The organism is Burkholderia lata, from assembly GCF_902499335.1.
Taxonomy (GTDB): domain Bacteria; phylum Pseudomonadota; class Gammaproteobacteria; order Burkholderiales; family Burkholderiaceae; genus Burkholderia; species Burkholderia lata_B.
In genome coordinates, this window is the sequence record NZ_CABVQK010000006.1 from 109,258 (window position 1) to 128,652 (window position 19,395).

14 protein-coding genes are annotated in these 19,395 nt (G+C 68.5%); 6 read left to right on the forward strand and 8 right to left on the reverse strand.

The annotated features are described in order from the left end of the window. Positions 1-4 precede the first annotated feature (4 nt). Positions 5-4,192 (forward strand): bifunctional nitrate reductase/sulfite reductase flavoprotein subunit alpha, encoded by a 4,188-nt coding sequence (locus BCO18175_RS16150; protein ID WP_174982400.1) that lies wholly within the window; start codon positions 5-7, stop codon positions 4,190-4,192. A gap of 45 nt (positions 4,193-4,237) precedes the next feature. On the opposite strand, the gene BCO18175_RS16155 is transcribed toward BCO18175_RS16150, so the two are convergent. Together BCO18175_RS16155 and BCO18175_RS16160 are read right to left on the reverse strand one after the other, a co-directional pair. After that, on the reverse strand, positions 4,238-5,014 hold the full coding sequence (locus tag BCO18175_RS16155; RefSeq protein WP_174982402.1) for an SDR family oxidoreductase: 777 nt from the start codon (positions 5,012-5,014) through the stop codon (positions 4,238-4,240). A gap of 4 nt (positions 5,015-5,018) precedes the next feature. Next, entirely contained in the window at positions 5,019-5,456 is a 438-nt protein-coding gene (locus BCO18175_RS16160; RefSeq protein ID WP_174982404.1) for a GlcG/HbpS family heme-binding protein, read from the reverse strand. A gap of 95 nt (positions 5,457-5,551) precedes the next feature. Between BCO18175_RS16160 and BCO18175_RS16165 the strand changes: the two genes are divergently transcribed. The 4 genes from BCO18175_RS16165 (at position 5,552) to BCO18175_RS16180 (ending at position 11,280) form a co-directional block, all read left to right on the forward strand. Next, positions 5,552-6,466: a LysR family transcriptional regulator gene (locus BCO18175_RS16165; protein WP_174982919.1), complete on the forward strand. Its 915-nt coding sequence runs from the start codon at positions 5,552-5,554 to the stop codon at positions 6,464-6,466. 80 nt (positions 6,467-6,546) lie between these two features. Beyond that, positions 6,547-6,981, forward strand: coding sequence for a hypothetical protein (locus tag BCO18175_RS16170; protein ID WP_174982406.1), 435 nt, complete (start codon positions 6,547-6,549; stop codon positions 6,979-6,981). A gap of 424 nt (positions 6,982-7,405) precedes the next feature. Then, positions 7,406-10,000 carry a bifunctional lysylphosphatidylglycerol flippase/synthetase MprF gene (gene mprF / locus BCO18175_RS16175; protein WP_174982408.1) on the forward strand — a complete coding sequence of 865 codons (2,595 nt, stop codon included), beginning with the start codon at positions 7,406-7,408 and terminating at the stop codon, positions 9,998-10,000. Then, positions 9,997-11,280 carry a virulence factor family protein gene (locus BCO18175_RS16180; protein WP_174982410.1) on the forward strand — a complete coding sequence of 428 codons (1,284 nt, stop codon included), beginning with the start codon at positions 9,997-9,999 and terminating at the stop codon, positions 11,278-11,280. Before mprF ends, BCO18175_RS16180 begins: the two co-directional genes overlap by 4 nt. A gap of 78 nt (positions 11,281-11,358) precedes the next feature. Here the strand turns inward: BCO18175_RS16180 and BCO18175_RS16185 are convergent, their stop codons facing one another. The 6 genes from BCO18175_RS16185 to uxuA form a co-directional block, all read right to left on the reverse strand. Next, positions 11,359-11,790, reverse strand: coding sequence for a DUF934 domain-containing protein (locus tag BCO18175_RS16185; protein WP_174982412.1), 432 nt, complete (start codon positions 11,788-11,790; stop codon positions 11,359-11,361). Further along, positions 11,787-13,571 (reverse strand): nitrite/sulfite reductase, encoded by a 1,785-nt coding sequence (locus BCO18175_RS16190; protein ID WP_174982414.1) that lies wholly within the window; start codon positions 13,569-13,571, stop codon positions 11,787-11,789. Before BCO18175_RS16190 ends, BCO18175_RS16185 begins: the two co-directional genes overlap by 4 nt. 197 nt (positions 13,572-13,768) lie before the next feature. Then, positions 13,769-14,164: a hypothetical protein gene (locus BCO18175_RS16195; protein ID WP_174915461.1), complete on the reverse strand. Its 396-nt coding sequence runs from the start codon at positions 14,162-14,164 to the stop codon at positions 13,769-13,771. A gap of 110 nt (positions 14,165-14,274) precedes the next feature. Next, on the reverse strand, positions 14,275-15,708 hold the full coding sequence (locus BCO18175_RS16200) for a PLP-dependent aminotransferase family protein (RefSeq protein ID WP_174982416.1): 1,434 nt from the start codon (positions 15,706-15,708) through the stop codon (positions 14,275-14,277). 129 nt (positions 15,709-15,837) lie between these two features. Then, a complete protein-coding gene (locus BCO18175_RS16205; RefSeq protein WP_174982417.1) occupies positions 15,838-17,148 on the reverse strand; it encodes an MFS transporter in 1,311 nt (436 codons plus the stop codon). Between the two features lie 71 nt (positions 17,149-17,219). After that, on the reverse strand, positions 17,220-18,284 hold the full coding sequence (gene uxuA / locus BCO18175_RS16210; protein WP_174982419.1) for a mannonate dehydratase: 1,065 nt from the start codon (positions 18,282-18,284) through the stop codon (positions 17,220-17,222). Positions 18,285-18,552: 268 nt separating this feature from the next. On the opposite strand from uxuA, the gene BCO18175_RS16215 reads away from it, so the two are divergent. Continuing rightward, positions 18,553-19,275 carry a FadR/GntR family transcriptional regulator gene (locus BCO18175_RS16215; protein WP_174982420.1) on the forward strand — a complete coding sequence of 241 codons (723 nt, stop codon included), beginning with the start codon at positions 18,553-18,555 and terminating at the stop codon, positions 19,273-19,275. Positions 19,276-19,395: the final 120 nt, after the last annotated feature.

Sequence of the window (19,395 nt, forward strand, 5' to 3'; positions counted from 1 at the left end):
GCGCATGACCGCCACCCCCGTCAAGAGCGTGTGCCCGTACTGCGGCGTCGGCTGCGGGATGGTGCTGCACGTCGAGGAAGGCGAAGTCGTCAAGGTGTCCGGCGACTCCGACCATCCGACCAACTTCGGGCGGCTGTGCACGAAGGGCTCGTCGGCGCACGTCGCGTTGCGCCGCTCCGGGCGGCTCGACCGCGCGTTCGTGCGCCGGGCGCGCGAGGACGACCTGGTGCCGCTGCCGGCTCGTGATGCGATCGCCGAAACCGCGCGCCGCCTGCGCGCGGTGCTCGATGAACACGGCCCGGATGCGGTGTCGTTCTACGTATCGGGGCAGATGTCGATCGAGGCGCAATACCTCGTCAACAAGCTCGCGAAGGGCTTCGTCGGCACCAACAACATCGAGTCGAACTCGCGCCTCTGCATGGCGAGCGCGAGCACCGGCTACAAGCAGTCGCTCGGCGCGGACGGCCCGCCCGGGTCGTACCAGGACTTCGATCGCGCGAACCTGTTCTTCGTGATCGGCGCGAACATGGCCGACTGTCATCCGATACTGTTCCTGCGGATGATGGATCGCGTGAAGGCCGGCGCGAAGCTGATCGTCGTCGATCCGCGCCGCACCGGCACGGCCGACAAGGCCGACCTGTTCCTGCAGATCCGGCCGGGCACGGATCTCGCGCTGACCAACGGGCTGCTGCACCTGCTGCATGCGAACGGCCGCACCGATGCCGCGTTCATCGGCGCGTACACCGAAGGCTGGGACGCGATGCCGGCGTTCCTCGCCGACTACACGCCCGAACGTGTCGCGGAAATCACCGGGCTCGCGGAAGCCGACCTCCGCACGGCCGCGCAATGGATCGGCGACGCGCAGGAATGGATGAGCTGTTGGACGATGGGGCTCAACCAGAGCACGCACGGCGTGTGGAACACCAACGCGATCTGCAACCTGCATCTCGCGACGGGCAAGATCTGCCGCACCGGCAGCGGGCCGTTCTCGCTGACCGGCCAGCCGAACGCGATGGGCGGGCGCGAGATGGGCTACATGGGCCCCGGGCTGCCGGGCCAGCGCTCGGTGGCATCCGACGACGATCGCCGGTTCGTCGAGAACCTGTGGCGCGTGCCGGCCGGCACGCTGCGCAAGGAGACCGGGCAAGGCACGGTCGACCTGTTCTCGCGGATGGCGGCCGGCGACATCAAGGCATGCTGGATCATCTGCACGAACCCGGTCGCCACGGTGCCGAACCGGCAGAACGTGATCGCCGGTTTGCAGGCCGCCGAGCTCGTGATTGCGCAGGACGCGTTCCTCGACACCGAGACCAACCGCTATGCGGACGTCCTGCTGCCCGGTGCGCTGTGGGCCGAGGGCGACGGCGTGATGATCAACTCCGAGCGCAACATGACGCTGATGCGCGCGGCGGTCGCGCCGCCGGGCGACGCGCTGCCCGACTGGCGCATCGTCGCCGAAGTCGCGCGCGCGATGGGCTTCGGCGATGCGTTCGACTATGCGTCGGCGGCTGACGTGTTCGACGAGATCGTCCGCTTCTCGAATCCGTCGACCGGCTACGACCTGCGCGGCGCGAGCCATGCGGCGCTGCGCGACGGGCCCGTGCAGTGGCCGGTTGCGCCGGGCACCGCGCGCGATCGGCACCCGATCCGCTACCTGAACGACGGCGTGAGCCAGTCGCTGCGCCCGGCCGCCGACGGCAACGACGCGCCGCGCCTCGCATTCCCGACGCCGTCGGGCAAGGCGCGCTTCTTCGCGCGGCCGCATGTCGATCCGGCCGAGCTGCCCGACGACACGTTCCCGATCGTGCTGAACACCGGGCGGCTGCAGCATCAATGGCACACGATGACGAAGACGGGCAAGGTCGCGATGCTGAACAAGCTCAACCCGCGCCCGTTCGTCGAGCTGCACCCGGACGATGCGAGCGCGCTCGGCATCGCCGCGAAGGACAGCGTCGAGATCCGCTCGGCACGCGGCCGCGCGGTGCTGCCCGCCGTCGTGACCGAGCGCGTGCAACGCGGTAACTGCTTCGCGCCGATGCACTGGAACGACGTGTACGGCGACGACCTGTGCATCAACGCGGTGACGAACGACGCGATCGATCCCGAATCGCAGCAACCCGAACTGAAATACTGCGCGGTCGCGCTGCGGCGCGTCGAAACCGACGCGTTCGCGTCCGCCGACGAAGAGACGACGCAACCCGACGCCTGCGCCGACGACGCGCGGCCCGCGCCGGTGATGGCGCAGGCGACTGCTTCACAGGAATCCGACATGGCAGACATCGACACTTTCGCGGCCGCGCTCGGCGTGGCCGACCTCGCGCCGCCGCCGTTGACGGACACCGAACGGCTGTACGTGGCCGGGCTCGTGAGCGGACTGAAGGCGAGCGCCGGCCGGCGCGAGGGCAGCGTGCCCGTGCTGCCGGCCGGTGCACCGCTCACGCCGCCGGTGCGGTTCTGGCTCGACGGGATGCTCGCGGGGCTGTTCAGCCGCTCGCTGCCGGCTCGGACGCAGGATGGTGCGGCGCCGTCGCTGCCGGCCGATGCCGGTGCGTCCGGCGGCGTGCGGATTGTGCGCACGCGGCCGAAGGTCGTGCTGCTGTGGGCGTCGCAGACCGGCAACATCGAATCGTTGACCGAGGATTACGCGACGCAGCTGATGAACGCGGGCTTCGAGATCCGCACTGCGTGCATGTCCGACTATCCGGTGGCGTCGCTCGCCGGCGCGCAATACGTGCTGCTGATGACGAGCACGTTCGGCGACGGCGATGCGCCCGACAACGGCAGCGAATTCTGGGAAGCGCTGCAGGCCGGCAGCGCCGCGCGCCTCGACGGCGTGCACTTTGCGGTGCTCGCGTTCGGCGATCGCAACTACGACCAGTTCTGCGGCCACGGCCGCCGGCTCGACGCGCGGCTCGCGGAACTCGGTGCGGCGCGTCTCTGCGCGCGCGTCGATTGCGACGTCGAATTCCAGCGCGACGCCGACCAGTGGCTGGAACGCGTCGTCGCGCGGATCAAGGAAGCCGATGCCGCGCTGCACGCGGTGCAGACCGGTGGATTGAGCCCGTCGGGGCTGCTGCCGACGAAGGCGCATCCGGCGCCGTCGAAACTCGTCGCGAACCTGCGGCTCAACCGTCCGGGCGCGGCGAAGGACACGCGCTATGTGTCGCTGTCGACCGAAGGCGCGAACCTCGAATACGAAACCGGCGACGCGCTCGGCGTGTGGCCGACCAACTGCCCGGAGCTGGTCGACGAACTGCTGTCCGTTACCGCGTTGAAGGCCGATGCGCCCGTGTCGGTGGCGGGCGTCGGCGACGTGCGCCTCGGCGACGCGCTCGCGCGTCATTTCGACATCACGCGCCCGCATCCGGACGCGCTTGCCTTCATCGCGTCGCGCAGCGCGAACGGCGCGCTGAAGTCGCTGCTCGGCGACGAACGCAAGGGTGACCTGAAGCAATGGCTGTGGGGGCAGCAGCTCGCGGACGTGCTGCACGAGTTTCCGGTCGAGCTGTCGGGCACGGAACTGGTCGGGATGCTCAAGCGCATGCAGCCGCGCCTCTATTCGATCGCGTCGAGCCCGAGCGCGCACCAGGGCGAGATCCACCTGACCGTGTCGGCCGTGCGCTATCACAACGGCCGGCGCGCACGCAAAGGCGTTGCGTCGACGTTCCTCGCCGATCGCGCGGACGACGGCCGCGTGCCGGTGTTCGTGCAGAAGTCCGCGCATTTCCGTCCGCCGGTGAACGGCGACGTGCCGATCGTGATGGTCGGCCCCGGTACCGGTGTCGCGCCGTTCCGCGGCTTCCTGCACGAGCGGCAGGCGCGCGGCGCGCGCGGGCGCAACTGGCTGTTCTTCGGCGAGCAGCACGCGCAGACCGACTTCTACTACGGCGACGAGCTGGGCGCGATGCACGACAGCGGCTTCTTGACGCGGCTCGACCTCGCGTTCTCGCGCGACCAGGCCGACAAGATCTACGTGCAGGACCGGATGCGCGAGCAGGGCGCCGAGCTGTTCGCGTGGCTGGAGGAAGGCGCGCATTTCTACGTGTGCGGCGATGCGGCGCGGATGGCGAAGGACGTCGATACGGCGCTGAAGGCGGTGGTCGCCGAGCACGGCGGCATGTCGGACGAGGCCGCGAACGACTACGTCGCGCGGCTTTCGAAGGCACGGCGCTACATGCGGGACGTGTACTGAGCACGCGAGCGGCGGGCCGCCATCCGGTGCCTGCCGCTCGGCTCGTTACTGCTGCCGCTCCCACGCGCGCGCCTGCTCTGCGCGCACGAACGCTTCCGACGACTGCGGCAGCAGGTTGCGGAACGCGCCGCCGTCGCTGTCGATCACTTCAACCATCTTCGCGATCATTTCCTCCGGGTCGTGCTGTTCGAGCGGGAACGTCAGCCGCTCGGGCGTCACGGTATGGACGGCCGGATCGCGCCAGCGCTGTGTCGTCTCCATCATCCGGTCGTTGAAGCCCGTGCTGTACGGGCCGGGGTTCACGACCGCGACGCGGATGCCGTGCGGCGCCAGTTCCGCCTGCATCGCCTCGGCCACGGATTCAACCGCGTGCTTCGACGCGCAATAGGCGCCCGTGAACGGCCCCGTGATCAGGCCCGCGATCGACGACACGAACACGATCTTGCCGTGCCGGCGCGCGAGCATGCCGCGCGCGATCTGCTGCGTGAGTTCGAGCGGCCCGAACACGTTCACGTCGAACAGGTCGCGGACGATCTCGACCGGCAGGTCCACCAGCGCGCCGGCTTCGCCGACGCCCGCGTTGTTCACGAGCACGTCGATCTCGAGCTCGGCCGCGCGGGCGCGATCGTGCGCCGACGTGACGTCGAGCTTGATCGCGCGCAGCGCGGTGCCGCGCTGCGTGGCGGCGGCCGTCAGTGCGTCGATTTCGGCGATGACGCGTACGCCGGCCGTCACGTCGTGACCGCGTTCGGCGAGGCGCAGCGCGACTTCGCGGCCGAAGCCGGTGCCCGCGCCGGTGATGAGGATGCGTTTCTGTGCCATGTGCTTACCTTGTGGAGTGGAACGTTGCCGGAAAGCGGTCGCGGCAGTGCTGCGCGATCGCGGTGTCTTCGTCGACGCTGCCGCCCGAGATGCCGATCGCGCCGACGCAGCGCCCGTCGCCGTCGACGAGCGGTTCGCCGCCGCCGAACGTGACGAGCCCGCCGTGGCTGTGTTCGATGCCGCGCAGCGGACCGTCGCCCGACATCGCACCAAGGGCGCCGGTCGATGCACGGAAGCGAACTGCCGTCAGCGCCTTGCGTTGCGCGAGATCGATCGCACCGAGAAAGCAGTCGTCGGTGCGCGCGAACACGAGCAGGTTCGCGCCGCCATCGACGATCGCGACGGCGATGCCGGCGACCTGTAGCGATGCGGCATGCGCAAGTGCCGCGTCGATCGTGCGGCGGGCGGCCGCGAGCGGCAGCGCGGCGGTGGGCGGGTTCATGCGAGGCTCCGGTGGGACGACAGTGCCAGTGTAGGCAGTTGCGGTATATGGGAGAATCCGCATTCCGCTCGAAGGAGTTTCAAGTTTTTTTAATGATGAGCAGACGCGATCCGATGGCCGGGCTGCACGTGTTCATGACCGTCGCGACGGCCGGCAATTTCACGCGCGCCGCCGCCGCACTGGGCCTGACGCCGGCGGCCGTCAGCCTCGCGATCGGGCAGCTCGAGGGCGAGCTGAACGTGAAGCTGTTCAATCGCAGCACACGCGGCGTGAGCCTGACGGAAGCCGGCCAGCGCTACTGGCGGCAGACGGAGCCTGCGTACCGGCAGGTCATGCAGGCCCGCGACGAGCTGAAGGATGCGCGCAGCGAGCCGAACGGGCTGTTGCGTGTGACCGCGCTGCCGCTGGCGCGTGCGCTCGTGATTGCGCCGGTGCTCGCCACGTTCCGCGAGCGCTACCCGAAAGTCCGGCTCGAGATCCGCTACGAGAACGAACTGGTCGATATCGCAAAGGACGGGTTCGATGCGGGGATTCGCCTGGCCGACCGGCTGCAGCCGGGGATGATCGGCGTGCGGATCGCGCCGGCGTTGACGTGTGCGCTGGTTGCATCGCCCGGTTATCTGGCGCGTTATGGTGCGCCGGCGTCGATTGGCGAGCTCGAGCGGCATGCGTGCATCCGTTTTCGCTTCTCGGAGAGCGGGCGCCTGCACAAATGGTTGTTGCGCGACGGGCAGCGCGACGTCGATCTCGATCCGGACGCCGTGTTCGTGACGAACGATGCCGACGCGGTGATCGATGCGGCGCGCGCGGGTGTCGGCATCGCGTTCGCGTTCATGCGCGAGCGGATCGAGCAGGACTTGCGCGACGGCACGCTCGTCGAGGTGCTGCCCGGTGCGTGCCGCACGCTGCCGCCGATGTGGCTGTACTACGTCAATCGCAAGCACGTGCCGGCCAAGCTGCGTGCGTTCATCGACGTGCTGCGCGAACGCGACGGCGCGGACGACGCATAGCCGCATCGGCCGGCCGGCTGCAGCGATGGGTCCGGCGGCGCATGATGGCGGCTCCGGCCACGAAGCCATGGAGTCGCGTCATGACGGCATTCCCTTATTCCCCGATTCGAACCCTTGCAATCGCCGCAGTGCTGGCGGGCGCCGCGCTCTGTAGCGCACCGGCCATTGGCCAGACGTCGACCGTGCCGGCCGGTTCGGCTGCCGCGACACCCGACAACGCGGTACTGCTCACGGTATTCCTGAAACACGACCAGTCGCGCCCGCTTGCCGAGCTGAATGCGCAGCTCGCGAAGCAGGGGTTCTACAAGGCGTTTCCGCCGCCGGGCGTGGAAGTGGTGAGCTGGACCGTGACGATGGGGATCGGGCAGATCGTCGTGCTGCGGCTGCCGGCGTCGCGACTGCGCGAGGTCAATCGCGTGCTGGAGGATACGGCGTGGGGCGCGTACCGGACGGAGTTCTATCCGACTTACGACTACAAGGCGATCGGGTTGGGGGAGCATGAGCGGGCGGAGTGAGAGCATGTGTGCCTGGCGTTGGACGCGGCGGGTGCCGGTAACGCAGATCAACCCATCCCCATTTCTGACGCGCTGTTCCAGTCCGTGAATTCGTCCTCACCCGCGCAACCCGGGCGGGAGAATTTCTCCCAATTCCGTTAACGGCTATTCATCCGATGAAAAAACCCCTCCGGTTCCCGGTATGATGCGCACCTTGCGTTTGTCGGACGCGATATTTTTTACGCGATTTTGATGTGCAAGGCGCTACAAAACCGCACAATGCGAACCTGAAAGATTCTGTAATATAAATTCCGTATACTCGTAAGTTCTGATCCAGGCGCCGCCTGCCACTTCCTTCGGCCGACCGCCCACGCAGAACAACCAGATACGTCGCCGCCTGGCCGTCTTGCGCCGCGACACGCTATGCACCACCACTGAACAACCTATGTCTTCCCGCCACTCTGGTTCGCCCGGCCGCGCCGCGGCGGTGATCGCCCGTGTCCGGGCGTTGATCCGCAACGAGCGTGTGCTGTCGCCGCTGCTCGCGCTCGGCATCGGCCTGCTGCTGATCGTGGTTTTCCAGCACCTGTCGGAATCCGTCGACTACCGGTCGGTGATCCGCCAACTGCGTCACATGTCCGCCGGCGAGTGGGGTGCTTCGCTGGCCGCGACGGCCCTCAGTTATCTCGCACTTGTTGCCCGCGACGCGGTCGGCCTGCGCTATGTCGCCGCGAAGGTGCCGCGCGTCGCGCTGTGGATCGGCGCGATCGCCGGGTCCGCGCTCGGTAACGCGACCGGCTTCGGCGCGCTGACGGGCGGCGCGGTCCGCGCCCGCGTGTACGGCGTGTCGGGCGTCACGCCCGCGCAGATCGGCCGGATGACGGTGTTTACGAGCGGCACGCTGGCGCTCGCGATGGTGTGGATGACGGCGATCGGCATGGTCTGCGTGCCGGAGGCGCTCGCCGCGATGCTGCACGTCGCGCCCGGCGTGCTGACGTGGACCGGCGCGGCGCTGCTCGTGGTGCTGGCCGCGATGGTGGTGATGTGCGGAAACACCGCGCGCCCCGTCGTCACGCGCTTCAAGTGGCTGTCGTTCGACGTGCCGGCGCGGCGCGATCTCGTCGCGCAGGTCGTCTATGCGGTGCTCGACGTCGTCGCGGCGGGCCTGACGCTGTGGGTGCTGCTGCCGGCCGCGCCGGTCGGCTTCCCGACCTTCATTACTGTTTACGCAGCGGCGTTGCTGCTCGGGATGATCGGCCATACGCCGGGCGGGATCGGCGTGTTCGAAGCCGCGATGGTCTTCACGCTCGGTCGCGAAGTGCCGCCGCACTCGATGGTCGCCGCGCTGATCGCGTATCGCGCAATCTATTTCGGCGTGCCGCTCGTGCTGTCGGCCGGCCTGCTGGCCGGTTTCGAAGGCCGCGCGCTACGGCGCCGGCTCGTGACGCGGCAGGCCGTGCGCGTGTCGCAGCTCGCGCCGGTGTTCCTGAGCCTCGTGACGTTCGCGGTCGGCGGGATGCTGGTGATCTCGAGCGCGACGCCCGCGTTCTGGTACCGGATCGCGATCCTGCGTCACCTCGTGCCGCTGTGGGTGCTCGAAGGCTCGCAGGTGATCTGCAGCGTGCTCGGCGTCGCGCTGCTGTTCGTCGCGCGCGGGCTGCTGCGCCGCCTCGACGGCGCATGGTGGATGACTTTCGCGCTGACGCTCGCCAGCCTCGCGCTGTCGCTGGCGAAGGGGCTCGCGTTCGTCGAGGCCGGCGTGCTCGGCACGCTGCTGGTGCTGCTGCTGGTCAGCCGCCGCCGCTTCAACCGCCATTCGTCGCTGCTGGCCGAGCGCTTCACGGTGAGCTGGTTCGTGTCGGTGGCGATGGTGCTGATGCTGGCGGTGTGGGTGCTGTTCTTCGCGTTCCGCGACGTGCCGTACACGCGCGAGCTGTGGTCGCATTTCTCGTTCGACGCGCGTGCGCCGCGTGCGCTGCGCGCGACGCTCGCGTCCGGCGTGTTCGTCGCGCTGTTCGCGCTGTGGCAATTGCTGCGCCCGGCGCCGGGCCGCTTCGTGAAGCCTGCGGAGCAGGATCTGTCGGATGCCGAACGGATCATCCGCGCGCAGGAATGCAGCGATGCGGGCCTCGCGCTGATGGGCGACAAGTCGTTCCTGTTCTCGGAGTCCCGCCAGGCGTTCCTGATGTATGCGAAGAACGGCCGCACGTGGGCCGCGCTGCACGACCCGGTCGGGCCGCGCGAGGAATGGCCTGCGCTGATCAGCAAGTTCATTGCGCTTGCACACGCGCATAGCGGCCGTGCGGCGTTCTACCAGGTGCGCGCGAACGCGCTGCCGCTGTATCTCGACGCGGGGCTCACGCTGATGAAGCTCGGCGAGGAAGCGCATATCGCACTCGAGCGGTTCGACCTGAAAGGTTCGAACCGCTCGCACCTGCGCTACGCGCTGCGTCGCGGCGACAAGGATGCGCTGACGGTCGAGGTGATCTCGCCGAGCGATGTGCCGGCCGCGCTGCCGGCGTTGCGCGACATCTCGGACGGCTGGCTCGACAGCCGCGACGCGCGCGAGAAGAGCTTCTCGGTCGCCGCGTTCCACGACGGCTATCTGGCGACGCAGTCGGTGATGCTCGTGCGGCAGGCCGACAAGCCGATCGCGTTCGTCACGTTCATGACGACCGACCTCAACACCGAGGCGACGGTCGGCGTGATGCGCCATCTGCCGGACGCGTCGCCGTACGCGATGGAATATCTGTTTACGCAGCTCGCGCTGCATCTGAAGGAAGCAGGCTTCCGCAAGCTGAGCCTGGGTATCGCGCCGTTCTCGGGGATGGGGGCGGCGAAGATGCCGTCGCCGTTGCACCGGATCGGCCTGATGGTCTGGCGCTTCGGCGGCCGCTTCTACAACTTCCGCGGCTTGCGCGCATTCAAGAGCAAGTTCGAACCGCACTGGGAGCCGCGTTACCTCGCGGCCTCGGGCACGGTCGGCGTGTTCGTCACGCTGGCGGATCTGTCATTGCTGGCTGGAGGTCGGCGTTCATGATGTTTAAGAAGGGAATCGCGCGGGCGGCAGCCGCCTGCGCGGGAATGATGCTGGCCGGCGCCGCGTGCGCCACGCAGCCAGCCGCAGTGAAGGCCGAAACCGTATCGGGCGGCCGCTATGGGCCCGTGACGGTGACCAAACCCAGCGGGCCGCTGCGCGGCTTCGTCGTGCTGTTCTCGCGTGAGGCCGGCTGGAATGCGGCCGACCAGCAGGCCGCCGATGCACTCGCGAAGGCCGGTGCGATGACGGTCGGCGTCGATTCGGAGCGTTATGCGATGAATCTCGCCGCGAAGCAGGAGGCCTGCCACCACCTCGACGGCGACGCCGAAGCGGTCAGCCACCAGCTCGAACGCCTTGCGCAATCGTCGCGTTATTTCACGCCGATCGTCGCGGGCGTGGGCCAGGGCGGCGCGATCGCGAAGCAGATCCTGTCGATGGCGCCGGAGAACACGATCGCCGGCGTCGTCTCGGTCGATCCGGCTGCCAAGCTCGATCCGCGCTTCAAGCCGTGCCCGCCCGATCCGACGATCGTGCGTCGCGCGATGCCGGGCTTTGTCGAAACGGCGGCCGCAGGCGACTCCGCGAAGCTCGTGTCGCTCGTCACGTCGCATCTGCGTGACAGCAGCAGCAGCGGGGACGAGCTCGACGTGTCCGACCTGCCGCTCGTCGAGCTGCCGGCCAAGGGCGGCAGCGGCCAGCTCGCGATCGTGATCTCCGGCGACGGCGGCTGGCGCGATCTCGACAAGACGATCGCCGAGGCGCTGCAGCGCGACGGTGTGTCGGTGGTCGGCATCGACAGCCTGCGCTATTTCTGGAGCGAGAAGCCGCCGGCGCAGGTGAGCCGCGATCTCGCGCGCGTGATGCGCACCTACATGGCGCGCTGGCATGCGAACCGCGTGGCGCTGGTCGGCTACTCGTTCGGGGCCGACGTGATGCCGTTCGCGTACAACCGGCTGCCGGCCGACCTGCGCGACAAGGTCGCCGTGATGTCGCTGCTCGGCTTCGCGCCGGCCGCCGATTTCCAGATCCGCGTGACGGGCTGGCTCGGCATGCCTGCGAGCGACAAGGCACTGAAGGTCGCGCCGGAAATCGCGAAGGTGCCGCCGCAGCTCGTGCAGTGCTTCTATGGCGCGGAAGAGAAGGACACGATGTGTCCGGCACTCGTGAACACGGGCGCCGACGTGGTCAAGACGCAGGGCGATCACCACTTCGGCCGCGACTACATCGCGCTCGAGAAGAAGATTCTCGGCGCGTTCGGCAAGCCGGTGGCGGCACGCTGAACGCCGGCGCCCGCTTCGCGGCGGGCGCCGGCCGGCAGCTTCCGGTTCATCGTACGGGCGGCCTGCGGGCCGCCCGTTTCATTTTCCGGCTGGCGTTGCCGCGTCCTGTTGCGGCGTCGCCGTTCGCGCATCGTGCTGGTAGAAGCCCGGGAACCGGTCGAGTTGCCGCTGCGCGGCCGTGATGTCCGTGCCGTCGCCGAGCACCGCGCTCGAGAACCCCGTGCGCTCCATCAGCAGCAACTGGTCGACCAGCACCTCGCCGGTCGCGCGCAAGTCGCCGGCGAAGCCATAGCGCTTGCGCAGCAGGTACGCCTGGCTGTAGGCGCGGCCGTCGGTGAACGACGGGAACGCCAGGTCGATACGCGCAGCCTGCGCGATTTGCCCCGCGAGCGGCGGCAGTTCCTCGTCGTTGCCGATCGTCAGCGTCGCCGCGTCGTGCTGCTGCGCGTCGCCGGCGTGTTCGGCCGGCGTCAGCAGCCGCATGCGGTCGGTCGGGTGCGCTTGTTTCATGCGTGCTCCACCTGATGGCGCGCGTCGTTCGCGGCGGCCTTGAAGGGTTCAATGCCGACGCGGCGGACGGTGTCGATGAATCGCTCGCTGCGGCCATCGTCATCGATCCGTGCGTCGAGATACGCGTTGACGATCGCGTCGACGACATCGACGATCTCGTCCGCCGAAAACGACGGGCCGATCACCTTGCCCGGCCGCGCGGGGCCGCTCGCGGTCGAGCCGTCCGAACCGCCGAGCGTGACCTGGTACCACTCGGCGCCGTCCTTGTCGACGCCGAGGATGCCGAGGTGGCCGCTGTGATGATGGCCGCACGAGTTGATGCAGCCGCTGATGTGCAGGTCGATGTCGCCGACGTCGTGCAGCATGTCGAGATCCTGGAAGCGTTCGGTGATCGCGTCGGCGATCGGGATCGAGCGTGCGTTGGCAAGCGCGCAGAAGTCACCGCCCGGGCACGCGATCATGTCCGTCAGGAGTCCGACGTTCGCGCTCGCGAGCCCGATGGTGCGGGCGTTTTCCCACAGCAGGAACAGGTCGTCGACGTGCACCCACGGCAGCACGACGTTCTGCGTGTGCGTGACGCGCGCCTCGCCGGCCGAGAAATGGTCGACGAGATCGGCGAGCGCGTCGAGCTGGTCCGGCGACGCGTCGCCCGGTGCCTGCAGGCGGCGCTTGAACGACAGCGTGACGATGCGCAGTGCCGGGTCGCGGTGGTCGGCGACATTGCGTGCGAGCCAGCGCGCGAAGGCCGGATGGCGTGCCGCCTGGGCGGACATGCGCAGGTTTGCATCGCGCAGGCTGGCCGTGCGCGGCTTGAGCCGCGGCGGGACGAACGATGCGGCGACGCGGTCGAATTCCACCTGCGGAATCGTGTGCAGCCCGCCGTCGTGATCGACGATCTGGCGGAACTCCTCCTCGACGTCGTCGATGTAGCGCTGCCCCTCGGTCTTCACGAGGATCTTGATGCGCGCCTTGTACTTGTTGTCGCGCCGTCCGTAGCGGTTGTACACGCGGACGATCGCCTCGATGTAGTTCATCACGTGTTGCCACGGCAGGAATGCACGCAGCAGCGTCGCGATCATCGGCGTGCGGCCCATTCCGCCGCCGACGCTCACGCGAAAGCCGAGCGCGCCCGCTTCGTCGCGCACGAGCTTCAGCCCGACGTCGTGCCAGTCGGTGGCCGCGCGGTCTTCAGCCGCGCCGGTAATCGCGATCTTGAACTTGCGCGGCAGGAACGCGAACTCGGGGTGCAGCGTCGTCCACTGGCGCATCACTTCGGCGAACGGGCGCGGATCGGCGATCTCGTCCGGCGCGACGCCGGCGCGTTCGTCGCACGAGATGTTGCGGATGCAGTTGCCGCTCGTCTGGATGCCATGCATGTCGACGGTCGCGAGCAGGTCCATCACGTCGGCGGCTTTTGCGAGCGGAATCCAGTTGAACTGCACGTTGGTGCGCGTCGTGAAGTGCGCGCTGCGGGTCGGCAGGCGCAGCGTGCCGAGCAAGGACTGTGCGTCGCATGCGGCGCGGTAGGTGGCGTCGTCGGGCACGTCGTAGTCGCGCGCGATCCGCGCGAGCACGCGCAACTGCGCGCTCGACAGTTCGCCGTACGGTACGGCCACGCGCAGCATCGGCGCATGGCGCTGCACGTACCAGCCGTTCTGCAGGCGCAGCGGCCGGAACGCATCTTCGCTCAGCGTGCCGTGCTGCCAGCGTTCGAGCTGGTCGCGGAACTGGGCGGCGCGGCTGTGCACGAGCGCCCGGTCGAAAACGGTATATCGATACATGACGTGATACGCGAGTGGAGCCACGGCGCGAAGCGCGCGGCTCGGGAGAGACGTTGCGACGGGTGTCAGGCAACCGGAGACAGCGTAGGGAACGCAGTGAGGCGGGACAAGCAGCAGATGGGGACGAAAAGGGCGCAGCAGATGGCCGGCGTGACGACGGCGCGGGCCGGGCATGCGCGCATGCCCGTGGCGGGTGTTTATGCGGCGGCGTCGACGACGAGTGCTGGATCGAGCGCGCGGATGCGCTGGTCGATGAAGTAGCCGCCGCCTTCCTGGTAGCGCAGGAACAGGCGGCCGCACGAGCGGCAGCGGTTGACGGTGCAGCGGTTGTACGGGAAATGGCGCAGGGCGATCGGCGCGTCGTCCGACGCGTAACGCGTGCCGCCCGGATGATATTCGGCGTAGGTCGGCTCCGTCTCGCCGGGCGGCGCGAGCGTGGCGACTTCGGTCAGTTGCGCGTCCTGCAGCGACAACGGCAGGGTCGTCCATCCGGCGAGCGGCGTTTTCGTGCAGGTGCACGGCTGCGTGACGTGCGCGGCTTCAGCCGTCAGTTTCAACAGCGCGTCGTGATCGAGGTAGGGCAGTTGACTCATCGGAAATCATGAAGGGCGGCGGGATCAGCACTGTAACCCGCGCGTGGATTGCGTGCATCGTCGTAGCGCAGGCAGTGCGCATCACATGCATCGCGTGAATCGTGTGCGATTCAACCGCCCTTGCGGACCGAAGGCTGTGCGACGAGCTCGCCGAGCACACGGATCGCGCGCTCGATGTCGCGGCTCCACGGATGGCCGAAGTTCACGCGCACGCAACGCTCGAAGCCGTGCGCGGCCGAAAACAGCGGCCCGGGCGCAAAGCTGATCCCGCGTGCGATCGCCTGGCGATGCAACTCCATCGCGTCGATCGCGTCCGGAAACGCGAGCCACAGAAAATAGCCGCCTTCGGGCCGCACCCACTCGACGCCGGCCGGCAGCCAGCGCCGCAGCGCGTCGTCCATCTGGTCGAGCTGCGTGTGCAGCGCGCCGCGCAGCTTGCGAAGGTGCCGGTCGTAGCCGCCGTGCTCGAGATAGTTCGCGATACCGACCTGCGCGGGAATGCTGGCCGACAGCGTCGTCATCAGCTTGAGCCGCTGCACCTTCTCCGCGAACCGGCCGGCGGCGGCCCAGCCGATCCGGTAGCCGGGCGCGAGCGTCTTCGAGAACGAACTGCAGTGCATCACGAGGCCGTGTCGATCGAACGCGCGCGCGGGCAGCGGATAGTCGGGGCCGAAATGCAGCTCGCCGTACACGTCGTCCTCGATCAGCGGCACGTCGCGCGCGGCGAGCAACTCGACGAGCGCGCGCTTTTTCTCGGCGGACAGCGTGACGCCGGTCGGATTCTGGAAATTGGTCATGAACCAGCACGCGCGGATGTCGTGCCGGTCGAGCGCGTGCGCGAGCGCATCGAGATCGAGGCCCGTGCGCGGATCGACGGGAATCTCCACCGCGCGCAGGTCGAGCCGCTCGATTGCCTGCAGTGCCGCATAGAAGCCGGGCGCCTCGACGGCCACGACGTCGCCGGGCCGCGTGACGGCCATCAGGCACAGGTTCAGCGCTTCGAGCGCGCCGTTCGTGACGACGATCTCGTCGATGGGCTGTGAGATGCCCGTCGCGAGATAGCGCCGGGCGATCTGCTGGCGCAGTGCCTCGTTGCCGGGCGGCAGGTCGACGACCGTGCTCCACGGGCTGACGAGCCGGGTGGCCTGCGCGAGCGATTTCGCGAGACGCGGCAGCGGAAACAGTTGCGGCGACGGGAAGGCGGAGCCGAGCGGCACGATGCCGGGTTGCGTGGCCGCATCGAGGACGGAGAACACGAGGCTGCTGATGTCGACCTTGCGCGTGGCGCCGGGACGGCTTGCGCGGCGCTTGGCAGCGGGGCTCGCCTCCGGCGTGGCGCCCGGCGCGACGTAGTAGCCCGAGCGTTCGCGTGCGCGGATCAGCCCCCACTGTTCGAGCAGGTAGTACGCGCGAAACACCGTCGACTGGCTCACGCCGTGCTGCGCGATGATCTGCCGCAGCGACGGCAGGCGCGTGCCGACGGCGAGGTTGCCGTTGCGGATGTCGTCGGCGATCGTGTGGGCGAGGGTTTCGTAGCGTTTCATCGGCGAGGGTGGCGCGCGCCGTCGCCGCGCGCGGGCCGGAGTGGCGCCGCGCCGGCGGGCGCGGCTCATTGTCCGATGCGCGGCCCGAAAAGGAAAGCGCGGGCGCGTCGGCCGCGCTTTCCTGCCGCGTCAGGCCGCGTTCGGCTCGACGTTTCGCGGGTTCGCACCGCCGCGCAGCGGCGGCAACGGCTCGACCTTGCCGACGATGAACAGGTACGACAGTGCGCCGACCACGCACAACGCACCGGCCACCGCGAGCGGCACGACGAACGAGCCCTTCGTGATCGACAGCATCACGCCCGTGAACGTCGTGATGAAGATTCCCGCGAGGTTGCCCGCGAAGTTCTGGATGCCGCCGAGCGATGCGACATGCGCCGGCGTCGGCGCGACTTCGCCGACGAGCGTCCACACGTTGGCGCCCGCGAACGACAGGCTCGCATAAGCCAGCGCGAACAGGCCGAGGCAGGCCCACACGCTTTCGACGAACGCCGACAGCGCGATCGACGAAGACAGCAGCATCCCGAGCACGAGGCAGGTCTTGCGCGCGGCGGTCGCGCTCCAGCCACGGCGGAACAGGCTGTCCGACACATAGCCGCCGAGCCAGCCGCCCGGAATCGCGAGCAGCGCGGGCAGCATGCCCCACGTGCCGAGCGACGCGAGCGAGAAGCCGCGCGATTGCAGCAGGTAGCTCGGGAACCACGTGATGAAGAAGTAGATCGCGAAGTTCAGGCAGAACAGGCCGATCATCATGCCCCACACGGTGCGGTAGCGGAACAGGTCGAGCCACGACACCTTCGGGCCGTCGGTTGCGGCCGCAACGGTCGGTGCACCGCGTTGCGCGAGCAGTGCATCGACGGCGTCGGGCGCGATCGCGCGATAGCGTTCCGGGTCGCGATAGATGAACCACCACGCCAGTGCCCACACGATGCCGATGCCGCCCGTGATCACGAACGACCCGCGCCAGCCGACGATCGAGATCAGCCAGGCGACGAGCGGCAGCGACAGCGCCGAGCCGACGCGTGAACCGCTGTCGAAGATGCTGCTTGCGAGCCCGCGTTCGCTGCGCGGGAACCAGTTGAACGCGACCTTCGCGAACGACGGGATCGCGGCCGCTTCGCCGACGCCGAGCATCAGCCGCACGCCGACGAGCTGCGTGAGGCCGCGCGCGGCGCCGGTCGCGACGGTAAACACCGACCACCAGCCGACCGCGAGCGCGAGGCTCACGCGTACGCCGACCTTGTCGATGAACCAGCCGGCCGGCAGTTGCAGGAACGCGTAGGTCCAGAAGAACGCGCTCAGCACGAGCCCCATGCCGACAGCGTCGAGGCCGAGATCGGCGCGGATGCTGGGCGCCGCGATCGCGAGGTTCGCGCGGTCGATGAAGTTGATGACGTTGGCCAGGAAGCACATGAGGATCATGGCCCATCGGATGCGTGGCATGCGGTGTCTCCGCGCGGAATGTCGTGGCGGGCCGTCGGCGATCCGCAGCGCCGGCGGCCTCGATGGGCGAGTTATCGCGTGGCTTGCGACGGCGTGCGGTCGAACTTCGCGAGCGCTTCCCACAGGCCGTTCAGGTAGACCGCGCCGAGCGCGCGATCATAGAGGCCGTAGCCGGGCTTGCCCGTCTCGCCCCAGATCATGCGGCCGTGGTCGGGGCGCACGTAACCGGTGAAGCCGGTGTCGTGGTACGCCTTCACGATCGCGGCGATGTCGAGCGAGCCGCAGCTCGACAGGTGGGCGGTTTCCTCGAAATCGCCGTTCGGGTCGACCTTCACGTTGCGGATGTGCGCGAAATGGATGCGGCCCATCGCGCCGAATTCGCGCACGAGTGCCTCGACATCATTCTGCGGGCCCGCGCCGAGCGAGCCCGAGCACAGCGTCAGCCCGTTCGCGGGCGTGTCGACGATGCGCACGATCCGCGCGAGATCGTCGCGGTTCTTCACGATGCGCGGCAGCCCGAAGATCGGGCGCGGCGGATCGTCGGGGTGGATCGCCATTTTCACGCCGGCTTCCTCGGCGACGGGGATGATCGCCTTCAGGAAGTATTCGAGGTTCGCCCACAGCGCCGCTTCGTCGACGTCGCGATATTCGGCGAGCAGCGCCTTCAACTGTTCGGGCCGGTAGCTCGAATCCCAGCCCGGCAGCGCGATGCCGTCGTCCGGATCGATCCGGTCGACCGCGTCGGTGCTGAACGCGAGGCAGGTCGAGCCGTCGTCGAGCGTCTTCGACAGCTCGGTGCGCGTCCAGTCGAACACGGGCATGAAGTTGTAGCAAATGACGCGCACGCCGGCCGCGCCGAGATGGCGAATCGTCTGACGGTAGTTGTCGATCAGGCGGTCACGGCCCGGCTTGCCGAGCTTGATGTCCTCGTGGACGGGCACGGATTCGACGACTTCGAACTGCAGGCCGGCGCGCTCGATCGTCGCCTTCAGCGCGTCGATCTTGTACGCGGGCCAGACTTCGCCCACCGGTTCGTCGTAGATCGCGGACACGATATGCGTGACGCCCGGGATCTGGCGGATGTATTGCAGCGAGACCGGATCGGACTCGCCGTACCAACGGAATGACATCTTCACTGGAGCGGCTCCTGGCTGGCGGTTGTTGCATCGGGCGGACGGGCGGCAGCGTGCCGGCCCGTCTCCGGTGTGCGGATTATGATTGGTATGCCAGTTGTGCGGGATAGTGGTTTACCAGTTGTCGGGTTCAGATCTGGCTGGCATGGCGCTTCAGGAAAAGCCCGTACACACCGGTCAACAAGCGGAATCGGATGCTGGCCGGAATTGGTGTACCATTTTGGCGATCCGGCGCCGCGACGGCGCCGGCCAGCCTGTTGCGAGCCTTTCGATGACCGATCTTTCCAGCCTGCCAGCCAGCCGCGACACCGATGCCGCGGACCGCTCCTATATCGGCCTTGCGCGGCAGATTCACGCGATGGTGGCCGCCGGTGCGTTCGAGGCGGGCGCGCGGCTGCCGTCCGAGCGCAGCCTGGCCGACCAGTTCGGCGTGAGCCGCACGCAGGTGCGCGAAGCGATCATCGCGCTCGAGGTGCAGGGGATCGTCGAGGTGCGGATCGGCTCGGGCATCTACGTATCGGCGGCCGACGCGGCGCGGCCGGTGACGTTCGAGGTGCCGCGCGGCCCGGGGCCGATCGAGACGCTGCGCGCACGCGGGCTGATCGAGGCGGAAGTCGCGGCGCTCGCGGCCACCGAACGCAAGGATGCGGATCTCGACCGGCTGTTTTTCTCGCTGACGACGATGCGCGAGCAGATGGACGACAAGGCCGCGTATGACGCGGCCGATCGCCAGTTCCACCTGCGTATCGCGGAATCGACCGGCAACACGGTGCTGCTGCACATGGTCACCGCGATGTGGGACTGCGCGCGCAGCGATCCGCTGTGGGACAAGATCGAGGAGCATTTTCACTCGACCGCGCTGCGCGAGGCGTCGCAGGAAGATCACCAGCGGATCTTCGCGGCGATCATGGCGCGCGACGCGGCCGCGGCACGCGAAGCGATGCGTGCACACCTGTCGCGCGTGATCGCGGAATTCACGCAGGCGTGGCGCTGACGTTCGTTCCATCAGAGGAAACGGGCCGGCGTAACGCCACCCTCATGCGGCGGTGGCGACCGGCGCACACCCCTTGTACGGCTTCTTCCGATTGCGCGACCGTAGGTTTTATGGTCTTGT